This is a genomic window from Duganella aquatilis (genome assembly GCF_009674565.1).
In the GTDB taxonomy this organism is placed as follows: domain Bacteria; phylum Pseudomonadota; class Gammaproteobacteria; order Burkholderiales; family Burkholderiaceae_D; genus Rugamonas; species Rugamonas aquatilis.
Window position 1 is genome coordinate 369389 of sequence record NZ_WKJL01000002.1, and the last position, 19289, is coordinate 388677.

The window sequence follows — 19289 nt, forward strand, 5'->3', positions numbered from 1 at the left end:
TAACAACGTGTCCCGTCCCGTCATGTCCAAGACCGATGCCCAACTGCGCGAGATTCTCGCCCGCCGCATCATGATTCTCGACGGCGCGATGGGCACCATCATCCAGCAGTACAAGCTGGATGAAGTGGCCTACCGTGGCGGCCCGAACGGCAAGTTCATCGACTTCGCCGCCCCCGCCGACAGCGGCGCGCGCGAACTGTTCGTCAAGGGTAACAACGAGCTGCTGACGCTGACCCAGCCGCACGTGATCCAGGAGATCCACGAGCGCTACCTGGCCGGCGGCGCCGACATCATCGAAACCAACACCTTCGGCGCCACCTGGATCGCGCAGGACGATTACCACATGGGCCACCTGGCCTATGAAATGAACGTGGCAGCCGCCAAGCTGGCGCGCGCCGCCACCGCCAAGTACAGCAGCGCCGACAAGCCGCGCTTCGTCGCCGGCGCCCTCGGCCCGACGCCGAAAACCGCGTCGATCTCGCCGGACGTCAACGACCCGGCCGCGCGCAACATCACCTTCGACCAGCTGGTGGACGCCTATCACCAGCAGACCAAGGGCCTGATCGAAGGCGGCGTCGACCTGCTGCTGGTGGAAACCATCTTCGACACGCTGAACTGCAAGGCCGCACTGTTCGCCATCGACAAGTTCTACGAAGAGCATCCCGGCGTCGAACGGCTGCCGCTGATGATCTCCGGCACCGTCACCGACGCCTCCGGCCGCATCCTGTCCGGCCAGACCGTGCCGGCCTTCTGGAACTCGGTGCGCCACGCCAAGCCGCTGACCATCGGCCTCAACTGCGCGCTCGGCGCGGCGCTGATGCGTCCCTACGCCGAAGAGCTGTCGCAGATCGCCGACACCTTCGTCTGCATCTACCCGAACGCCGGCCTGCCCAACCCGATGAGCGACACCGGCTTCGACGAGCTGCCGGCCGACACCTCGGCCCTGCTGAAGGAATTCGCCAGCGCCGGCTTCATCAACATTGCCGGCGGCTGCTGCGGCACCACGCCGGACCACATCCACGCCATCGGCGAGATCCTGTCGACCGTCGAGCCGCGCACCGTGCCGCAGGTGCCGGTGGCGCAGCGCCTGTCCGGCCTGGAGCCGTTCACCATCGACGACAGCTCGCTGTTCGTCAACGTCGGCGAACGCACCAACGTGACCGGCTCGAAAGCCTTCGCGCGCATGATCCTCAACGAGCAGTACGACGAGGCGCTGAGCGTCGCCCGCCAGCAGGTGGAAAACGGCGCCCAGGTCATCGACATCAACATGGACGAGGCGATGCTGGATTCGCAGGCTGCGATGACCCGCTTCCTCAACCTGATCGCCTCCGAACCGGACATCTCGCGCGTGCCGATCATGATCGACTCGTCCAAATGGTCGGTGATCGAAGCGGGCCTGAAATGCGTGCAGGGCAAGTCCATCGTCAACTCCATCTCGATGAAGGAAGGCGAAGAGGAATTCATCCGTCAGGCCAAGCTGTGCCTGAGCTACGGCGCCGCCGTCATCGTCATGGCCTTCGACGAAAAAGGCCAGGCCGACACCTACGAACGCAAGATCGAAATCTGCGGCCGCGCCTACAAGGTGCTGACCGAGCAGGTCGGCTTCCCGCCGGAAGACATCATCTTCGACCCGAACATCTTCGCGGTCGCCACCGGTATCGAGGAGCACAACAACTACGCGGTGGACTTCATCAACGCCACCCGCTGGATCAAGGAAAACCTGCCGTACGCGAAGATCTCGGGCGGCGTGTCGAACGTCTCGTTCTCGTTCCGCGGCAACGACCCGGCGCGTGAAGCGATCCACACCGTGTTCCTGTACCACGCCATCAAGGCCGGCATGACCATGGGCATTGTCAACGCCGGCATGGTCGGCGTCTACGACGACCTGCCGGCCGAGCTGCGCGAGCGCGTGGAAGACGTGGTGCTGAACCGCCGCGAAGACGCCACCGAACGCATGATCGAATTCGCCGGCACGCTGAAAGCCGGCGCCGGCAAGCAGGACGCCGCCAACCTCGAATGGCGCAACGGCCCGGTCGAGAAGCGCCTGGCGCACGCGCTGGTGCACGGCATCACCCAGTTCATCACCGAAGACACCGAGGAGATGCGCCAGCAGGTGGAAGCCGCCAAGGGCCGCCCTATCCACGTGATCGAAGGCCCGCTGATGGATGGCATGAACATCGTCGGCGACCTGTTCGGCCAGGGCAAGATGTTCCTGCCGCAGGTGGTGAAATCGGCGCGCGTGATGAAGCAGGCCGTGGCCCATCTGATCCCGTACATCGAAGAAGAAAAGATGGCGGAAGAAAAGCGCACCGGCATCGTCGCCAAGCCAAAAGGCAAGATCGTCATCGCCACCGTCAAGGGCGACGTGCACGACATCGGCAAGAACATCGTCTCGGTGGTCCTGCAATGTAATAACTTTGAAGTGGTCAACATGGGCGTGATGGTGCCGGCCTCCGAGATCCTGGCGCGCGCCAAGGTGGAGAACGCCGACATCATCGGCCTGTCCGGCCTGATCACGCCGTCGCTGGAAGAAATGGCCCACGTGGCCAAGGAAATGCAGCGCGACGAGCACTTCCGCATGCTGAAGATCCCGCTGCTGATCGGCGGCGCCACCACCAGCCGCGCCCACACGGCGGTGAAGATCGCCCACAACTACGAAGGCCCGGTGGTGTACGTGCCGGACGCGTCGCGCTCGGTCTCGGTGGCGCAGTCGCTGCTGACGCCGGAGTCGCGCCAGCAATACATCGACGAAATCGCCGAAGACTACGAACGCATCCGCGAACAGCACGCCAACAAGAAGGCGCTGCCGATGCTGTCGCTGGCCGACGCCCGCGCCAACCGCATGAAGCTGTCGTTCGAAGGCGCCAACGCGCCAGTGAAACCGAAGTTCATCGGCCGCCGCGAATTCAAGAACGTCGACCTGGGCACGCTGGCCAGGTACATCGACTGGGGCCCGTTCTTCCAGACCTGGGACCTGGCCGGCCCCTTCCCCGCCATCCTGACCGACGAGGTGGTGGGCGAGGCGGCGACCAAGGTATACGAAGAAGGCCAGGCCATGCTGAAGAAGCTGATCGACGGCCGCTGGCTGACCGCCAACGGCGTCATCTCGCTGCTGCCGGCCAACACCGTCAACGACGACGACATCGAGATCTACACCGACGACACGCGCAGCACCGTGGACTTCACCTACTACGGCCTGCGCCAGCAGGGCGTCAAGCCGGTGGTGGACGGCGTGCAGCGTCCGAACCAGTGTCTGTCGGACTTCATCGCGCCGAAGGCGTCGGGCATCAAGGACTATATCGGCATGTTTGCCGTGACCGCCGGCCTGGGCATCGAGAAGCACGAGAAGCGCTTTGAAGACGCGCACGACGACTACTCGTCCATCATGCTGAAGTCGCTGGCCGACCGCCTGGCCGAAGCGTTTGCCGAGTACCTGCACGAGCGCGTGCGCACCGACCTGTGGGGCTATGTGCCCAACGAGTCGCTGAGCAATCCGGACCTGATCGCCGAGAAATACGTCGGCATCCGCCCGGCGCCGGGCTACCCGGCCTGCCCCGAGCACACCGTCAAGCGCGAAATGTTCAACACCATGCAGGCCGAAGAGATCGGCATGGTGCTGACCGAATCGCTGGCGATGTATCCGGGCGCGGCGGTGTCCGGCTTCTACTTTGCCCACCCGGAGTCGAAATACTTCGTGGTCGGCAAGATCGGCAACGACCAGCTCGACGACATGGCGAAACGCCGTGGCGTCGACAAGGCCGAGATGGAACGCTGGCTGGCGCCTAACCTGAGCTGATCCGGCTGGCGAGATAGCGTTTCGGCGGCTGTCCCAGCACCCGCTTGAACGCATTGCCGAACGCGCTCTCCGAGGCATAGCCGGCCGCCGCCGCCACCTCCGCCACCGAGGCCGCGCCATTGCGCAAGGCGTGGCTGGCCAGGTGCATGCGCCAGCGTATCAGGTAGTCGAGCGGCGGCACGCCGACGACCGCCTTGAAGCGCGCGGCAAAGCCGGAACGCGACATGTGCGCGCGTTCCGCCAGTTCCGGCAAACTCCAGGCCCGCGCCGGCTCCGCATGCATGGCCTGCAGCGCGCGCCGCAGCCCGGCGTCGGCCAGCGCACCGAACCATCCCTGCTTGGCGCCGGACGAGGCCAGATGCTCGCGCATCAGTTCGATAAACATCATCTGCATCAGCTGGCGCGCCTGCACCTCGCCGCCGGCTTCCTGCTGCGCCATTTCGTTGGCCAGCCGCGCCAGCAGCCAGTGCATCGTCTGCGCCCGTGGCGCGGCGGCCGGCAAATGGATCACGGCCGGCAGCGCATCGACCAGCAGCGGCGCCACCGCCGCATCCAGCACCATCTTGCCGCCGAGGATGTGGCAGCGGTCGCCGTAGAAGGCGATGCCGTTCGCCGCCCCGGCAAAGACTTCGGCCGCCTCGCGCGGCGTCAATGCCAGATCGCTGGCGATGACGAACGAACGCCCCCGGGCCAGCATAAAACAATCGCCTTCCCGCAGATGCAGCGCGGCTTCGCCGTCCACCTGCAACCAGGCGTCGCCGCGCAGGACGGCGTTGAACTTCAGGCCCTCAAACTCGCGCACGCGTACCGACCAGGCGGCGCCAGCCACCAGCGCGGTGGACAGCATGCTGCGCGCGTTCAGCAGGTTGAGGACGTCTGAAAGTGGATCCGCCATGATTTGGACTATCGCTACAGAAAAACAGATTATGCAGCATAGATTATCCAGGATGGGCACGGCATAGTAGGGACTTTACTGCCAGGAGTACCTCATGCCTACCGCGCAAGCCCCCATCCACAGTGGCTACACCGCCGCGACCACCGCAGAAGCAGTCATCGCCAGCGCCGCCGGGCTGGCGGGCAAAGTCGCCATCGTCACCGGCGGCCACTCCGGCCTGGGCCTGGAGACCGTGCGCGTGCTGGCCGGCGCCGGCGTGCAGGTGGTGGTGCCGGCGCGCGCACCGCAACTGGCGGCGGCCGCATTGGCCGGCCTGCCCGGCGTTGCGGTGGCGGCGCTGGATCTGATGGATGCCGCGTCGATCGCCGCCTTCAGCGCCGACTTTCTCGCCGCCGGTCGCCCGCTGCACCTGCTGATCAACAGCGCCGGGATCATGGCGTCGCCGTTGACGCGCGATGCCGACGGCCACGAATCGCAGTTCGCCACCAACCATCTGGGACACTTCCGCCTGACCACGCAACTGTGGCCGGCGCTGCAAAGGGCGCAAGGCGCGCGCGTGGTCTCGGTGTCCTCGCGCGGGCACCAGATCTGCCCGGTCAACTTCGACGATATCGACTTCATGCGCCGCCCCTACGACAAGTGGCAGGCCTACGGACAATCGAAGAGCGCCAATGCGCTGTTTGCGGTGGGCCTGGACGCGCGCGGCGCCAGCGACGGCATCCGCGGCTATGCCGTGCATCCCGGCGCCATTCTCAGCCCGCTGGCGCGCCACCTGACGGCCGACGAAATCGCCAGGTTCGGCGTGCACGATGCCGCCGGCCAGTTGATCAACGATCCGGCGCGCGACCTGAAGAACGTGGCGCAAGGCGCCGCCACGGCGGTCTGGTGCGCCACCAGCGCCATGCTCGACACGCTGGGTGGCGTCTATTGCGAAAACTGCGATATCGCCAGCGTCGAAACGGAACAACGCTACGGCGTGCGGCCCTGGGCGATCGACCCGCAACAGGCGGATCGGCTGTGGGAACTCAGCCTCGCCCTGGCACGCTGATCAGCGCTGCTGATCCTTGAGAAACTTCCACACCGCCAGGCCGCCGAACACCACTGCAAACGCCAGCTGCACGCCCATGGCTGGCAGCGCGCCGCCCAGGCCCAGGCCGCGCCAGGTGACGGCGTCGAGGCCGTCCACCGCCCAGCGCGTCGGCACGATCAGCGTCGCGGTCTGCATCCACTGCGGGAACACGAACGACGGCACCCAGGCGCCGCCCAGCATCACCAGGATCAGCGTGGCGAAGGTGGCGATGCCGCGCGCCGCTTCCGGCGTCTTGCCGAAGGCGGCGATCAGCAGGCCGAACGCGGCCGTCATCAGGCCGAAGCACACCGCCATGCCGACGAAGCCGGCCATGCTGGTGATCTGCACCTTGAAGATCAGCACGCCGCAAGCGAACATGGCGCACATCAGGCCGGTGGCGATGATGGCGCCGGCGGCGGCGCGGCTCATGATGATGGTCGACAGCGACACCGGCGCGGCCAGCAAGCGGCTCCAGATGCCCAGCCGCTGCTCCAGCAAAATGCTGATGCCGAGATTGATGCCCATGAACAGGATGAACTGCACGCCCATGCCGGCGAACGAGTGCGCATAGCCGTTGTATTTGGGACCGCTGCTCAGGCCTTCGTCGTGCGTGGTGTAGGGAACGCTCATGCCACCGCCGGCCGCCGCCCCGGTTTTCCCGGCGGCCGGCGTGGTGGTCGCGGCGCGCTGGTCCTGGAACTTCTTCAGGCTGGCGAGGAAGTCGCCCAACTGCGCCTCCTCGGCGCTGCGCTTGGCCGGCTCCGGCAATGCGGCCAGATACTTGTCGGTGGTCTGGCCGCCCTGCGCGCCCATGACGGACGAGCTGGTCACCTGCATCACGTGCTGCGTCAGGATGCCCTTCACCATCGCCAGCATCGTCGATTGCGACGGATCGTAATACAGCGGCAGCTCCGGCTTGTCGCGGCCGCTGAACAGCGCGGCGGAAGCGGCCTCGCCAAAACCGGCCGGGATCACCACCGCCACCGGCAGCTTGCCGCTGCGCACACTCGCCTGGGCCTCCTGCTGGCTCAGTTCGATGATGTTCAAGGTGCTGTCCGCCTTCAGGCCGGCGGCGATCTTCTGGCTTTGCGCAGACTGGTCCTGCAGCACCAGGCCGAGGTCGAGCTTGCTGGTGTTGTCGCCGGCGCCGCTGCCGCCGAACAGCGAGCCGAAGAATGCGGCCAGCACCACCGGCATCAGCAGGTGCAGCATCAGCGCGCGCTTGTCGCGCAGGTACAGGATCAGGTCTTTGCGGATCAGGGCAATCAATGCGGTCATGTCGGTTCTCTCAGTCGCGCAGGCTGCGGCCGGTCAGGTTGAGGAAGATGTTTTCCAGCGAAGTGCGCGCGGTGGAAAAATGCGGCAGCGCGTGGCCCTCGCCGTTCAGCCAGGCCAGCACCGGCGCCGCGTGGGCCGACGCCGCCAGGCCGATGTTGAGCGTGGCCCCGGCGCGCTCGACGCCGGTCACGCCATCCAGCGCCAGCAGCGCGGACAGCAGCGCCGCCGAGGCTTCGCCGGCCAGCTCCACCTGCAAGGCCGCCTGTGCCGGCAGGCGCTGGTACAGCGCGGCCGGCGTTTCGTCGGCCAGCACCTTGCCATGGTCGATGATGACGATGTGGTCGGCCAGCCGCTCCACTTCCTCCATGTAGTGGCTGGTGTAGATCAGCGAGCGGCCCTGCGCCTGCAGGGCTTCCAGCGTGTCGAAGATGGCGTTGCGGCTTTGCGGATCGACGCCGACGGTCGGTTCGTCGAGGATCAGCAGTTGCGGATCGTGCAGCAGCGCGGCGGCGATATTCAGGCGGCGCTTCATGCCGCCGGAAAAACTGGCCGGCGCATCGGCCGCGCGGTCGGCCAGGTTGACCAGCGCCAGCGCCTGGGCGCAGCGCTCCTTCAGCTGCGCGCCGCTCAGGCCGTACAGCGCGCCGAACAGCTTGAGGTTTTCCAGCGCCGACAGATCGTCGTACAGCGCCAGATCCTGCGGCACGAAGCCGATCTTGCGCTTGGCCGCGCTGGCGCCCTGGCCGATGACGTCGCCATCGAGCGTGATGCGGCCGCCGTCGGCGCGCAGCAGGCCGCAGATCATGCCCACCGTGGTGGACTTGCCGGCGCCGTTGGGACCGATCAGGCCCACGGTCTGGCCGCGCTGCACCTTGAACGACACGCCATCGACCGCCTTGCGCGCACCGTAGGACTTCGAAATTTGTTCCACGCTCAGTAGCACCGCCGCCTCCGGGTTGTTCGATCTGACTTGCAGAATAGCGTCACCATGCCAAATTGGCAAGCTTGATGAACTTTTGGCCGGCACGGGCGGACTAAGTAGAACACCGCCAGCCGGCGGCCCGACTACCAAGGGAGGCAATATGGCAAACAATCCATCCGTTAAACGCTGGCAGGACCAGCTGATCCTGCTGCTGGGCCTGTGGTTCTTCATCACGCCATGGGTGTTCGCGTATCCGCTGCCGTCGCTGCAGGCGTGGACGGCGTTCATTTCCGGCGCGGTGGTGGCGCTGCTGGCCGCGTTCGACCTGTACAAGACCTACTTCTGGGCCGTGGTGCTCAATCTGCTGGTGGGGATCTGGGTGGCGGTATCGCCGTGGGTGCTGCGCATCGCCGACAACACCGAGTTGATGTGGAACTCGGTGGTGGTCGGCATCGCGGTGGCGGTGCTGGCGCTGTGGGAAATGCGCACCGATCCGGAGCTGGTCAAGCACTGGCCGGGCGGCGCCGGGCATGCGACCTGACCCGGCCGGCGTGGTGCCTTACAGCGCGTAGCGCACCACGTTGTCGCTCCATTCGAACGCGGCCATCTCCAGTTCCACCAGTTCGTCGGTGGACATGGCGAGGTCGCGCAGCGTCGGCACGATGTGGCTGTCCATTTCCTCGATGCGCTCGATGCATTCGACCAGCCTGAGCAGGTCGCCGTAGAAGCCGCCGCGGTGCAGCAGCGCATCGCGCACCTCGTCGCCGACCGGAATCTGTTCCAGGATCTCGGCCATCGGGATGCCGAACAGCGTATCCATCAGCGACATGATGCCGACCGTGAAGGCGATGTCGGCCACTTCGCGCTGGCTCTGGCGCAGCTTGCCGGCCAACAGTTCCAGCAGGCGGCCACGGGTGGTGGCCAGCATCAGCAGCGGTGTCATGCTGTGGCCGCGCTTGCTCGGTTCGGCGTACAGCATGATCTGCAGCCAGCGCTGCAGCTGGCGGCGGCCGAGAATGGTCACGGCCTGGCTCAGCGAATCGATGCGCTGGCGCGCGCCGACAGCCGGCGTGTTCACCAGGCGCAGCAGGTTCAGCGCCAGCGACACGTCGCGCTTGATGGCGCGTTCGATTTCCTGGTTTTCCGCATCCGAGGTTACCAGCGTCATCAGCTCCATCACCGCCAGCTGCGACGGCGACAGCTTCTTGCCGCTCATGATGACCGGCCTGGAGAAATAATAGCCCTGGAAATAGTCGAAGCCCAGGTCCAGGCAGTTCTTGAATTCCTCGCGCGTCTCGACCTTTTCCGCCACCAGCTTCTTCTTGTCCTGGCGGAAACGCGGCGCCAGCCTGGCCAGCGTCGACAAGGCGATGTTGCGCATGTCCATCTTGACGTAATCGACCAGCGGCAGCAGCGCCAGCACGTCGTCGGTCTCGCCGGTGACGTCGTCCAGCGCGAAACTGAAGCCGTGGCCGGCCAGTTCGCGGATGCGGGCGATGATTTCGGGCGTGGCCGGCATGGTGTTGATGATTTCCAGCACCACTTTCTCGCGCGGCAGGAAGGAAAAGATATCGCTCATCAGCACGCTGGCGTCGACATTCACGAAGCCCAGCGCGTCGCCGATGGTTTTTTCCATGCCCAGCTGGGACGCGTGGGCGATCACGGCGGCGGTGGCCGACAGGTCGTTGGTGACGTGGGCCGGGCCGACCGGAGCGTTGCGGAACAGCAACTCGTAGCCGAACAAGGCCTGGTTGCGGTCCAGAATAGGCTGGCGCCCCAGGTAGAATTCGCGCACGCGCAAGCTATGGGGGCCGCTGTCATGTAGGGAGAGATCGATCATTGCGAGTCCAAATCACGGACCACACTGGTCCACGCTACTATTTTGACATCAATGCCAACACGTGTCGCAGAATTTTTACGGTGCGGTAATGGCATCGCCGCGCATCACGCTTGCGGACAGCCGTCGATAAACAGTTTCAGCTCACCCGGCAGGAAGGCGGTCCACTGTTCGTTGGTGGTCAGCGGCTGGGTGACGATGATGGCCACGCGGTCGTTGGGCGTGGTCACCTGGGAGAAATCGACGCTGACGTCCTCGTCGGACAGCTTGGCGGTGTCGAACGGATGCTGGCGCACCAGGTAGAACAGATTGGTCGAGCAGTGCGCGAACAGTTCGCCGCCGGACGACAACAGCATGTTGAAGGTGCCGTGGGTGGCGATCTCGTGCACCAGCGCACTGAGCGCCGAGCGCAACGCGTCCAGCGCCGGCCGCTGTTCGCCGAAACGCGCGCGCAGCTGCTGCAGGATGTAGCAGAAGGCGCGCTCGCTGTCGGTGGTGCCGACCGGGCGGAAGGCGCCGTTCAGCAGCGGATGGAAGTCCTTCAGGTCGCCGTTATGGGCAAACACCCAGTATTGCCCCCACAGCTAGCGCACGAAGGGATGGCAGTTCTCCAGCATGACCTTGCCCTGCGTCGCCTTGCGGATGTGGGCGATGACGTTGGTGGACTTGATCGGGTAACGTTTGATCAGCTCGGCAATCGGCGAGGCGATCGCAGCCTGGTGATCGACGAAGTGACGCACGCCGGCGCCTTCGAAAAAGGCGATGCCCCAGCCGTCGTGGTGGGTATCGGTGTGGCCGCCACGCATGGCGAAGCCGGTAAAGCTGAACACAATGTCGGTCGGGACATTGCAGTTCATTCCTAGAAGTTGGCACATGACGTGATTATAACCACGCCGTGTGCGGTCAGTCCCGTTTTAATGCAGCGCCACGGGCTGGCTCATGAGTTCATCGTAGTTGCCGAGGAATTCATCGATTTCCGCCATCGTCGGTTCCCCGGCGATCAGTTCGTTGACATCGCGGCGGAAGGTTTTGGCCAGTTCGCCGGCGATGAAGATCTCCCGCTTGCCGCCTTTGTCGACGATTTCGTAGCCACCGAAGCGCAAAGCCTCCAGGCTGCGGTCCACGCCGAATTCGACAACACTGTATTGCTCGCTGTTGTAGATGAGGTTCATTTTGCTTCCTTTCTCAAGGGGGCGAAACACCTGCGTTTCCGCCTTCCAGACCCAGTTGGGGCTAAAAGCGGGCAATTTCAAGGCCAAAGGACGCTCCAAAATGGCCGTGGCGTCGTTGCAGCTCCTTGCCGTGCCAGCCGCACTGTCGTCGTCGCCGCGCCTAGCCACGCCCATTTTGGAACGCCTTTGTACTAATCAACGGGCTGGGATGAGGCCGCGATGTCGTCTTGCAGTTCCAGCAAGGCCCCGTAGGGCGCCTCGGACAACCAGGAACGCAGCTGTTCCAGGTGCTCGGCGGAGGCCAGGCTGATATAGAGCCGCGCGGGGGGACGGCGCAGCACACGGTTTAATGTTACTCGCAAAATCAAATTGCCGCTGCAATGCAGGCAGCCCGGAGCGATACGCAACACTTGCGGCACGGTATCGTAGGGAACCGGGCCATCCGTTGGATCAAAGGATAACGCCGAACCACCGTCCGACAAGCCTTCCAGAATGATGACGCTGGCACCCTCCTTCGGCAGGAGGGCCGCGATGGCCGCCTCGCGCGCGCCGGCGCGGGGACCGGTGACCAGCCAGGTCGGCACCGGCGGCCGGAGGGCGGCGGCGCCGGTGTCGCTGGCCACGATCAGGCGTTCTTCTTGGCCAGCTTGCCTGGCTCGACGCCCAGCTGCTTCAGCTTGCGGTACAGGTGGGTACGCTCCAGGCCGGTTTTCTCGGCCACGCGCGTCATGCTGCCGCCTTCGCGGCCCAGGTGGTGTTCGAAGTACATGCGCTCGAAGGCGTCGCGCGCCTCGCGCAGCGGCAGGTCGAACGACAGGTTGAACATGTGGTTGTCGGCGCCGGCCACGGTGGCGCCGCCGCGCACGGCGATGCCGGCCGCAGGATTCTGGGGAGCAAAACCGCCAGGCGCCGGCGCTTCCTCCGGCAAGGCTGCCGCCACCGGACGCGGCGCCAGGGCCGGCGCACGCACAGTTTCCTGGGCGCGGGTCAGTCCGGCCTGGACCGCCTTCAGCAGCTTTTGCAGCGCGATCGGCTTTTCCAGGAAGTTCAGCGCGCCGATGCGTGTCGCCTCGACCGCGGTGTCGATGGTGGCGTGACCCGACATCATGATCACCGGCATGGTCAGCAGGCCGTCGCGCTGCCATTCCTTGAGCAGCGTGACGCCGTCGGTATCCGGCATCCAGATATCGAGCAGCACCAGGTCCGGCGCGCCCAGGGCGCGCGCTTCGCGAGCCTGCTGGGCATTTTCCGCCAGTTGTATTGCATGTCCCTCGTCGCTCAAGATTTCCGAGAGCAACTCGCGGATACCCATTTCATCGTCAACTACCAGAATGTTTGCCATCTTCCCTTGCCTTCCTCATTTCGCCGTCCCGGACGGCAATGATTTTTGTAGTCATAGCCGTTAGCTATTTTGCGACGCCGATGCTAACTTTAACAGCAAAATCAACACTGACGCGCCACTTCTATCGACATGGTTCTGAATATCGATCCGTCCACCATGTTCTTCGATAATTTTCTTCACCATCGCCAGGCCCAGGCCGGTGCCGCGCGCCTTCGAGGTGACATACGGTTCGAACGCGCGCGCCAGGATTTTCGGCGCGAAGCCGGGGCCGTTGTCGGCGATCGCCAGCCGCACCGCCGTGCGCGTGCCGCCGTCCGCGCCCTGATAATGAATGGCTTCGGTGATCACGTCAATGCGCGGCTGCGGTGCGCCGGCCGGCAGCTCGGCCATGGCGTCCTGGGCGTTCTGCAACAGGTTGTGGATGACCTGGCGCAGCTGGGTCGGATCGCCCATCACCAGCGGCAGGCCGGGGGCCAGCTGCGGGTGGATGATGTCGTTGCCCTCGCCGCTGATGTACAGGTGCAGGATCTCGTCGATCAGCGCGTTCAGGTCCAGCGATTCCAGCACCGCCGGCGGCGTCTTGGCGTAGTCGCGGAAGTCGTCCACCATGCGCTTCATCGCCGCCACCTGGTTGACGATGGTGGCCGTGCCCTTGTTCAGCAGCTCGACGTCGGCCGGCATCAGCTTGTCTTCGAGCTTCATCTGCATGCGTTCGGCCGACAGCTGGATCGGCGTCAGCGGATTCTTGATCTCGTGCGCCAGGCGGCGCGCCACCTCGCCCCAGGCCATCGAGCGCTGCGCCGAGATGACGTCGGAAATATCGTCGAACACCACCAGGTAGCCGCTGCCGCCCTCGATCGGCAGGCGCGAGCCGCGCGTCAGCAGCGTCAGGTCGTTGCTTTCGACGCCGGGCGCGGCGCGCGGCACTTCGATCTGGCGCTGCCAGTGCAATCGGGCAATATTGCGCCCGGCCGCCGACTGCGCGCTCTGCGCCGCGAACGCCGCCACGATGGCGCCGCCGAATTCCTGCAAGCCTTCGATTTCGTCGAGCTTCTGGCCGATCATGGTGACGCCGGCCTGCTGCAAAATGCGCTCGACCGAATCGTTGCAGCTGATCAGGTGGAATTCATGGTCCAGCACCATCACGCCGGCCGACATATTGGCCAGCACCGATTCCAGGTGGGCCTTGGCGTTCTGCAGCGCGCTGCGGTTGCGCTCGACGGCGCTGCGGGCGTCCGACAGCTGACGCGTCATGGTGTTGAACGATTGCGTCAGCGTGCCCAGCTCGTCGGACGTGGCGACGATCGGCCGCGGCGACAGGTCGCCCTCGGCCACCGCGCGCGTGCCCTCGGCCAGCAGCAGCAACGGCTGCGCCAGGTCGCTGGCGATCAGGAAGGCGCTGGCGACGGCGCCGAACACCGCCAGCAGCAGCGTCAGCGTCAGCGTCACGATGTACATCTTGCGCAGGCCGTCGCGGGCGTCGAAGCGCTCCTTGTAATCGGCGTAAGCGGCGCGGATGGTCTCGCCGTCGGCCGCCAGCTGCGTAGGCGCCAGCTGGATCAGCTGCAGGTAGCGCGGCGCCAGGTGGGTGCCGTTGGGCTGCACGTGGTCGGGAATCGGGATCAGTACCCGCAGCCGCAGCTGGTTCACGGTCTCGGCCGGCACCACCGGCACCGCCGGCGCGCTGATCAGGTCGCTGTGCAGCTCGTTGCCGCCCTCGGGCGCGCCGTACAGATTGTCCTTCTTGACCTTGGACATCATCTCGCGGGTCGGCAAATCGGCGCTGAGGTTGCCGCTGCGGCTGGCGCGGGCGCTGACCACCAGCCCGCCTTCGGCATCGACGATGATGGCGTTCTGCATGCCGCTTTCGCTCTTGACCAGCGCCGCCAGCGTGGCGCGCTCGGTGCCGAACGGGCGGTCGGCCAGGTCCTGGGCGGTGCGGTTGGCGGTGGCGCCCAGCTCGCCGACGGCGCGCTCCAGGCCGGCGCGGCTCAGGTTGATGCCGGACTGCAGCGCCTTCTCCACCGGCACGTTGAACCACGAGTCGATCGAATGCGAGACGAACATCACGGAGACCAGGAAGATCACCAGCCCCGGCAGCACACCGATGGCGGCAAACAGCAGCACCAGCCGCGTCATCAGCTTGGAGCCGAACTTGCCGGCCTTGTAGCGGCCGTACAGGCGGAACAGCGACACCGCCACCAGCAGCAGCAGCGCCGCCGCCACCGCCGCGTTCAGGCCCAGCAGCCAGGCGTAGGAACGGTCGAAAAAGCCGGAATTGTCGGAGGCCGAAGCCAGCAGGAACAGCAGGATGCTGACGATGGCGCCGCCAATGACAGACAGATACCGCAGGGCCTTGTTCACTTACTCTGCCTTGTACACGAAGGACTTCTTGTCCGACGCCAGGCGCCATTCATTGTTATTCAGGGCGTTGACCTTGAGCGGCTTGGACACATAGTTGGGATCGAGTCCCATGCTCAGTTTGACGGTATAGGTGCCGCCCACCTTCAGGGCGCCGCGCGGCGCCACCAGCCAGCGGTTGGGGCGGCGGATCAGGAACAGCGCCTCGTCCAGCGTCGGGAACGACTGGTACACGCCGCCGCTGATGGCGACGTTGTACTGGCGGGTCAGCACGTTGTAGGACAGGCTGACGGTCTGGCGCTTGGTGATGGCTTTTTCGTCAAACCAGTACCAGCGCGGCAGGGTGAATTCGATTTCGGTGTAAAAGTACAGAGTCTTGCCGTATTGCAAAGCCTCTTCCATCTCGTGGCTGAGTTCGAAGCCATAGGTGGCCGACAGGCGGTAGCCGTCCTCGGTGGCTTCGATCAGCGCGCGGCGGATTTCGACGCCCTCGGCGGCCTGCGCCGGCTGCGGCAGCACAGCCAGCAGCGCCAGCATCAGCAGCAGGGAAGCGATGAGAGATCGAAACAATCGTAGCGTCACGGGTGGGCAAGTGCTCAAGAGGTTACGCATTTTTCTGGAACAGCGCGTAAAACAAACCATCGTGATCCTGCCCGGGGCCGCCGGCGGGGAGCAATTGACCGGGCGCATCCAGTCTGACAGCCTGATTGCGTACAGCAAAGGCGGCCGCCTGCGCCTCGGATTCCTGCGGCCACAAGGAACATGTCACAAATAGCAATTTACCACCCGGCGCCAGCATCTGCCAAAGGTTGTCGAGGATTTTGCCGGAAAGTGTTGCAAGTTGGAGCGTGTCGGCCTTGCGGCGCAGCCAGCGGATATCCGGGTGGCGGCGCACGATGCCCGAGGCCGTGCACGGCACGTCGGCCAGGATGCGGTCGAACGGTTGGCCGTCCCACCAGCCGCTGGTCTGGGCTTCGGCCGGCTTCAGCGTCGCTTGCAATTGCAGGCGCTCAAGATTTTCGCCGACCCGCGCCAGGCGTTTGGCGTCGGCGTCCAGCGCGGTGACCTGGGCGTCGGCCAGTTCCAGGATGTGGCAGGTTTTGCCGCCGGGGGCGGCGCAGGCGTCCAGCACGCGCATGCCGTCTTGTACATCCAGCAACGGCGCGGCCAGCTGGGCGCCGGCGTCCTGCACCGACACCAGGCCGTCGGCGAAGCCGGGGATCAGCGCCACGCCGACCGGTTTTTCCAGGCGCACGGCGTACGGGCCGATCTGGGTGGCGGCCATGCCGGCGTCGGCCAGCGTGGCCAAATATGCCTGGGCCGTGGTTTTACGGGCGTTGACGCGCAGCGTCAGCGGCGGCGCGCTGTTGCCGGAGGCCAGGATCGCCTGCCAGCTGTCGGGCCAGGCGGCCTTGGCGGCGTCGATCCACCACTGCGGATAGTTCCATTTTGCTACGGGTTGCAGCTGTACCGTGCCCAGCAGTGCCTGGCGTTCGCGCAGGAAGCGGCGCAGCACGGCGTTGACCATGCCCTTGGCGCGGGCGGTGTCGGGATGCGATTCGGCCGCCGTCACGGTCTGGTCGACGATGGTGAAATCTTCGTACGGCTTGACCTCGTCCGGCGCGGTCAGCAGCGCCATGGCGCACGACAGCAGCGACGACACCAGCGCTTCCGGCGCCTTGGGTGCCATCAGCGCCACCAGCGCCTCGCTCTGCCCCAGCTGGCGCATGGCGCGGTAGGCGATGTCCTGCATGGCGCCGCGCGCCTGCGGCGTGGTGTCCGGCTGCCTGGCCCAGACCTGGGCCAGCGCCTGCGGCAGGTTGGTGCCGGTGCGCACCTGGGCCAGGGCGTTGGCCGCGCCGATCAGGCTGTAGGCCAGCGAATCGGCTTTCAGGCCGGTCTGGAAATGGGTCTGCAACGCCGGTTTCAGCTCACGCGCGTGACTGGCGCGCAATTTCGGTGCGGCCGGCTTGGCGGGAGACTTCAAAGAGAGCGTTGGACGCTTGTTCATATGCTAATTCCAGAGTGGGGCGACGGCCGTGATCGCGCAGTATACATTAGCGCCTGACGCAAGGCGACCACGGTATTTGTAAAAGGGATGTATCAACCGCGCTTAATCCACATCAACCTCGCAGGCTGCTGCAGGAGTACCATGTCAGTCCAGCGAGGGAGGGCCACCATGGAAACGCCAACGAAATCCGAGTCCGCCACCGAGGAAATCCTGAAACGCCTGACGGCCGTCGAGATCGACGTCGCAGTCATCAAGTCGAACTACGCGACGCGGGAAGACATTGCCAAACTGGAAGTCAAGCTGGCGTCGATGGAAACGCGGCTGCTGAAATGGTTTTTCGCCACCGCCATCACCCTGGCGGGCCTGTCCGGCAGTCTGGCGTTTCTTGCCGCAAAGTTTATCCATTAGCTTGCCCATTAAGCAATCCCCGCTCCTTTCCCCAGGAGTCGCCTCCCGCCCGGCCAACACAGTATAATTAACGCTGTTTGGCCGGCGCCTATGCGCCCGCCGTTTCCACTATCTGATGAATTTTTAAGCGCATGCTAGCCCAACAAAAACAAGATATCACCGCCCTGTTCCAGGCCGCCCTCGCCCCGATCCTCGCCGGCACTGAAGTCACCGCCAACGTGGTATTGGAGCGTCCGCGCGACCCGTCGCACGGCGACGTGGCCTGCAACATCGCCATGCAACTGGCCAAGCAGCTGAAGATGAACCCGCGCGAACTGGCCACCAAGGTGGTCGACGCGCTGCTGGCCGATCCGGCCGCCAAGGGCCTGGTGGAGTCGGCCGACATCGCCGGCCCGGGCTTCATCAACCTGCGCGTCAGCGCCGCCGCCAAGCAGGCCGTGGTCAAGAGCGTGCTGGCGCAGGGCGCCAGCTTCGGCGCCGCCACTGCCGGCGCCGGCAAGAAAGTCATCATCGAATTCGTTTCCGCCAACCCGACCGGCCCGCTGCACGTGGGCCACGGCCGCCAGGCCGCGCTGGGCGACGCGCTGTCGTCGCTGTTCGCTTCGCAAGGCTACGACGTCACCCGCGAGTTCTACTACAACGACGCCGGCGTGCAGATCCAGACCCTGGCCAACTCGGTGCAGGCGCGCCTGCGCGGCCACAAGCCGGGCGACGCCGCCTGGCCGGAATCGGCCTACAACGGCGACTACATCGCCGACATCGCCGCCGACTTCCTCGCCAGGAAAACCGTGTCGGCCTCCGACGGCTCGCCAGCCACCGCTTCGGGCGACATTGACGACATCGAATCGATCCGCGCCTTCGCCGTGACCTACCTGCGCAACGAGCAGGACATCGACCTGCAAGCCTTCGGCGTCAAGTTCGACAACTACTACCTGGAATCGTCGCTGTATTCGGACGGCAAGGTCGACGCCGCCGTCGAGATGCTCAACAACTCCGGCAAGACGTACGAAGAAGAAGGCGCGCTGTGGCTGCGCACCGAAGACTACGGCGACGACAAGAACCGCGTCATGCGCAAGAAGGACGGCACCTACACCTACTTCGTGCCGGACGTGGCCTACCACATCGTCAAGTTCCAGCGCGGCTTCAACCAGGCCATCAACATCCAGGGCTCTGACCACCACGGCACCATCGCCCGCGTGCGCGCCGGCCTGCAGGCGGTCAACCTGGGCATCCCGCAAGGCTTCCCGGACTACGTGCTGCACAAGATGGTCACCGTGATGAAGGGCGGCGAAGAGGTCAAGATCTCCAAGCGCGCCGGCTCCTACGTCACCGTGCGCGACCTGATCGAATGGTCGGGCGGCGGCGACATCACCAAGGGCCGCGACGCCGTGCGCTTCTTCCTGATTTCGCGTAAAGCCGACACCGAATTCGTGTTCGACGTCGACGTCGCGCTGAAAACCTCGGACGAGAATCCGGTCTACTACGTGCAGTACGCCCACGCGCGCATCTGCCGCATGCTGGAACAATGGACCGGCAACGAAGCCGACCTGGCCAGCGTCGACCTGTCGCCGCTGACCGCGCCAACCGAAGCGGCGCTGCTGGCGACGCTGGCGGCCTACCCGGAAACGCTGGCGCGCGCGCAGACCGAACTGGGCCCGCACCAGATCGCGTTCTACCTGCGCGACCTGGCCGCCAACCTGCACAGCTTCTACTTCGCCGAGCGCGTGCTGGTCGACGACGAAGCGCTGAAGGCAGCGCGTATCGCGCTGATGGTCGCCACCCGCCAGGTGCTGCGCAACGGCCTGGCGCTGATCGGCGTTTCCGCTCCCAACAAAATGTAATTGCCAAGGGTATCCCGCACAATGAATTTCCGTTCCAGCCGCTTCAGCTCAGTTAGTCCGCGTCGCACACAGCAAGGCAACACCTTCATCGGCATCGTCATCGGCCTGGTCATCGGCCTGAGTATCGCTGTGGTGGTGGCGCTGATGATCACCAAAGGCTCGACCCCGTTCACGGACAAGGGCCATGCGGGCAAGGCAACGGAACCGACTGCGGGACAGGTCGCCGATCCGAACAAGCCGATGTACGGCAACAAGGACGCGGCGCGCGAAGCGGCCAAGGATCTGGCCACCAGGGACCAGCCGCCGGCAGCCCCTGCTCCGGCGCCGGCGCCCGCCGCGCCGGCCGCGCACGCGGCC

At 65.3% G+C, this 19289-nt stretch carries 15 protein-coding genes and 2 pseudogenes; 6 read left to right on the forward strand and 11 right to left on the reverse strand.

The features are described 5' to 3' along the window. The first annotated feature begins 22 nt into the window (after positions 1–22). Positions 23–3796: a methionine synthase gene (gene metH, locus GJ698_RS06105; RefSeq protein ID WP_154356746.1), complete on the forward strand. Its 3774-nt coding sequence runs from the start codon at positions 23–25 to the stop codon at positions 3794–3796. On the opposite strand, the gene GJ698_RS06110 is transcribed toward metH, so the two are convergent. After that, a complete protein-coding gene (locus tag GJ698_RS06110) occupies positions 3783–4691 on the reverse strand; it encodes an AraC family transcriptional regulator (protein ID WP_154356712.1) in 909 nt (302 codons plus the stop codon). The genes metH and GJ698_RS06110 overlap by 14 nt on opposite strands. 94 nt (positions 4692–4785) lie before the next feature. Between GJ698_RS06110 and GJ698_RS06115 the strand changes: the two genes are divergently transcribed. Next, complete coding sequence (locus GJ698_RS06115; protein ID WP_154356713.1) at positions 4786–5739, forward strand: oxidoreductase; 954 nt, start codon at positions 4786–4788, stop codon at positions 5737–5739. On the opposite strand, the gene GJ698_RS06120 is transcribed toward GJ698_RS06115, so the two are convergent. After that, the gene (locus GJ698_RS06120; protein ID WP_154356714.1) at positions 5740–7038 is read right to left on the reverse strand and encodes an ABC transporter permease; all 1299 of its coding nucleotides are present in this window, start codon (positions 7036–7038) and stop codon (positions 5740–5742) included. It lies immediately after the preceding gene. 10 nt (positions 7039–7048) lie between these two features. Further along, on the reverse strand, positions 7049–7969 hold the full coding sequence (locus tag GJ698_RS06125) for an ABC transporter ATP-binding protein (protein WP_371865151.1): 921 nt from the start codon (positions 7967–7969) through the stop codon (positions 7049–7051). Between the two features lie 151 nt (positions 7970–8120). Here GJ698_RS06125 and GJ698_RS06130 point away from each other — a divergent pair, with 151 nt between their 5' ends. Continuing rightward, positions 8121–8501 carry an SPW repeat protein gene (locus tag GJ698_RS06130; protein WP_154356715.1) on the forward strand — a complete coding sequence of 127 codons (381 nt, stop codon included), beginning with the start codon at positions 8121–8123 and terminating at the stop codon, positions 8499–8501. A gap of 18 nt (positions 8502–8519) precedes the next feature. Here the strand turns inward: GJ698_RS06130 and GJ698_RS06135 are convergent, their stop codons facing one another. The 8 genes and pseudogenes from GJ698_RS06135 to rsmB all read right to left on the reverse strand — a co-directional run bounded on the left by GJ698_RS06135 (position 8520) and on the right by rsmB (position 16683). Further along, positions 8520–9800, reverse strand: coding sequence for an EAL and HDOD domain-containing protein (locus tag GJ698_RS06135; protein WP_154356716.1), 1281 nt, complete (start codon positions 9798–9800; stop codon positions 8520–8522). 104 nt (positions 9801–9904) lie between these two features. Continuing rightward, positions 9905–10672 (reverse strand): annotated as a pseudogene (locus GJ698_RS06140) (class II glutamine amidotransferase). A 39-nt stretch (positions 10673–10711) separates the two neighbouring features. After that, complete coding sequence (locus GJ698_RS06145) at positions 10712–10969, reverse strand: BTH_I0359 family protein (RefSeq protein WP_154356717.1); 258 nt, start codon at positions 10967–10969, stop codon at positions 10712–10714. Between the two features lie 191 nt (positions 10970–11160). Next, positions 11161–11592 (reverse strand): GTPase, encoded by a 432-nt coding sequence (locus GJ698_RS06150; protein WP_371865152.1) that lies wholly within the window; start codon positions 11590–11592, stop codon positions 11161–11163. Between the two features lie 2 nt (positions 11593–11594). Then, positions 11595–12311, reverse strand: coding sequence for a response regulator (locus GJ698_RS06155; RefSeq protein ID WP_154356718.1), 717 nt, complete (start codon positions 12309–12311; stop codon positions 11595–11597). A gap of 60 nt (positions 12312–12371) precedes the next feature. After that, positions 12372–14675, reverse strand: a complete 2304-nt coding sequence (locus GJ698_RS06160; RefSeq protein WP_371865153.1) for a sensor histidine kinase — start codon at positions 14673–14675, stop codon at positions 12372–12374. Then, a complete protein-coding gene (locus GJ698_RS06165) occupies positions 14676–15284 on the reverse strand; it encodes a DUF4390 domain-containing protein (RefSeq protein ID WP_166454810.1) in 609 nt (202 codons plus the stop codon). Further along, positions 15277–16683: a 16S rRNA (cytosine(967)-C(5))-methyltransferase RsmB gene (gene rsmB / locus GJ698_RS06170; protein ID WP_154356720.1), complete on the reverse strand. Its 1407-nt coding sequence runs from the start codon at positions 16681–16683 to the stop codon at positions 15277–15279. The genes GJ698_RS06165 and rsmB overlap by 8 nt, the downstream gene beginning before the upstream one ends. A 168-nt stretch (positions 16684–16851) precedes the next feature. On the opposite strand from rsmB, the gene GJ698_RS06175 reads away from it, so the two are divergent. From GJ698_RS06175 to GJ698_RS06185, 3 genes and pseudogenes are all read left to right on the forward strand, one after another. Continuing rightward, positions 16852–17091 carry a hypothetical protein gene (locus tag GJ698_RS06175; protein WP_154356721.1) on the forward strand — a complete coding sequence of 80 codons (240 nt, stop codon included), beginning with the start codon at positions 16852–16854 and terminating at the stop codon, positions 17089–17091. Positions 17092–17222: 131 nt separating this feature from the next. Continuing rightward, a complete protein-coding gene (gene argS, locus GJ698_RS06180; protein WP_154356722.1) occupies positions 17223–18932 on the forward strand; it encodes an arginine--tRNA ligase in 1710 nt (569 codons plus the stop codon). A gap of 21 nt (positions 18933–18953) precedes the next feature. Then, positions 18954–19289, forward strand: a pseudogene (locus GJ698_RS06185) (SPOR domain-containing protein); the annotation flags it as partial.